The organism is Chitinophaga sp. (assembly GCF_035564935.1).
Classification (GTDB): domain Bacteria; phylum Bacteroidota; class Bacteroidia; order Chitinophagales; family Chitinophagaceae; genus Chitinophaga.
In genome coordinates this window covers 1-2,274 of the sequence record NZ_DATMTE010000816.1, presented here as the reverse complement: position 1 = coordinate 2,274, position 2,274 = coordinate 1, and the positions used below count along the sequence as shown (strand labels likewise).

Genomic DNA, 2,274 nt, shown 5'->3' with positions numbered 1-2,274 from the left:
CCTCATTTTATCTTATGTCTATAAAGTTGAGCTTTATATATTAATATATCAAAAAAAGCCCCCGCTACGTTTTCTATCTCCTTAAAAACCAAATAACAAAACATAATTATCAAACGCATTAACTAATGAACTAATTTCAATACCTTTGCCGGCTGAAAAGGTGCTGTGCAACACATTGCAGCAGGACTACGGAACAGCAAAACATCATATGAAGAATATTCGCAATTTTTGTATCATTGCCCATATTGACCATGGTAAAAGTACCCTGGCAGACCGTTTACTGGAGTTTACACATACTATTTCCGACCGCGACATGCAGGCCCAGGTACTGGACGACATGGATCTTGAACGTGAAAAAGGTATCACCATCAAGAGCCACGCCATCCAGATGGACTACACTGCAAAAAATGGTGAAAAATATATCTTTAACCTGATCGATACCCCCGGCCACGTGGACTTCTCCTACGAAGTATCCCGTGCCCTGGCCGCCTGCGAAGGCGCACTCCTCCTGGTAGACGCCGCACAGGGTATCCAGGCGCAAACAATTTCCAATCTTTACCTGGCACTGGAAAACGACCTCGAAATCATTCCCGTTATCAATAAAATTGATATGCAGGGCGCCATGATCGAGGAAGTGAAAGACCAGATCATTGAACTCATCGGTGTAAAAGACGAAGATATCCTCCTCGCTTCCGGTAAAACCGGTATCGGCATCGAGGACATCCTGGAGGCTATTGTACACCGCATTCCCGCCCCCGAGGGCAGTAATGAAGCGCCCCTGCAGGCGCTGATCTTCGATAGCGTATTCAACTCTTTCCGTGGTATCATCGCCTATTTCCGCGTGTTCAACGGATCTATAAAAAAAGGGGATAAGATCAGGTTTGTAAACAGCGGGGAAGAATATTTTGCAGATGAAGTAGGCATACTCAAACTGGGCCTCGAACCACGCAAGGAAGTGTTCACCGGCGATGTAGGGTATATTATTACCGGTATCAAAAGCGCCAAGGAAGTAAAAGTAGGGGATACCATCACCCTGTCTAACAACCCCTGCGCAGAAGGTATCAACGGTTTCCAGGAAGTAAAGCCCATGGTATTCGCAGGGATCTACCCGGTGAATACGGAAGACTTTGAAGAACTCCGCGAATGCATGGATAAACTGCAGCTGAACGACGCTTCCCTCACCTATGAGCTGGAAACCTCACAGGCGCTGGGATTCGGCTTCCGTTGCGGCTTCCTTGGCATGCTCCACATGGAAATCATCCAGGAACGCCTCGAAAGGGAGTTCAATCAAACCGTGATCACCACCGTTCCCAACGTAAGCTTTATTGCGCACACCACCCGTGAAGGCGTGATCACTGTGAACAATCCCAGTGAAATGCCCGATCCCACCCGCCTGGAGAAGATCGAGGAACCTTTCATCCGCGCACAGATCATCACCAAACCGGAATATATCGGTAACATCATGACCCTTTGCCTCGGCAAACGCGGCAACCTCCTGAATCAAAGCTATCTGACCACCACCCGTGTGGAACTGATGTTTGAAATACCATTAACGGAAATCGTATTCGACTTCTACGATAAACTAAAAAGCCAGACCCGTGGCTACGCTTCCTTCGATTATACACCGATCGGCTTCCGCGACAGCGATATCGTGAAAATGGACATCCTCCTGAACAACGAAAAAGTGGATGCACTCAGTGCCCTGATCCACAGAAGCCGCGCTCATGAGTTTGGCCGCAAGCTCACCGAAAAACTGAAAGAACTGCTGCCCCGCCAGCAATTCCTTATCGCCATCCAGGCGGCTATCGGTGCAAAAATTGTTGCCCGTGAAAACATCAGCGCTATGCGTAAAGACGTAACCGCAAAATGTTATGGCGGCGACATCTCCCGTAAACGTAAATTACTCGAAAAACAAAAAGAAGGTAAGAAACGTATGCGCCAGATAGGTAGCGTGGAAATTCCGCAGGAAGCCTTCCTGGCGGTACTGAAACTGGACGACTAGCGCGGATTTTGTCTTGGAACACTGATTACGCTGATTTTGCTGATTTGTTTTTTTTTAGTGCAGCGGAGGTTGTCTGACTCAGGATTACGCTGATTATACTGATTACACTGATTTGTTTTTTGAAATGCAGCGGAGGTTATCTGACTCAGGATTACGCTGATTATACTGATTACACTGATTTTGTTTTTTGAAATGCAGCGGAGGTTGTCTTGGAACACTGATTACGCTGATTTTGCTGATTTGTTTTTTTTTAGTGCAGCGGAGGTTGTCTG

The 2,274-nt window shown here is 46.9% G+C and carries 1 protein-coding gene; it reads left to right on the top strand.

Features of this window, described 5'->3' with window-relative positions:
• Window positions 1–208 precede the first annotated feature (208 nt).
• A complete protein-coding gene (lepA, locus tag VN105_RS21340; protein WP_325643995.1) occupies window positions 209–2,002 on the top strand; it encodes a translation elongation factor 4 in 1,794 nt (597 codons plus the stop codon).
• The last annotated feature ends 272 nt before the right edge of the window (window positions 2,003–2,274 follow it).

Bases quoted from the DNA above. Each gene is read 5' to 3' on its own strand.
- lepA (WP_325643995.1), top strand. From the start codon at position 209: ATGAAGAATATTCGCAATTTTTGTATCATTGCCCATATTGACCATGGT.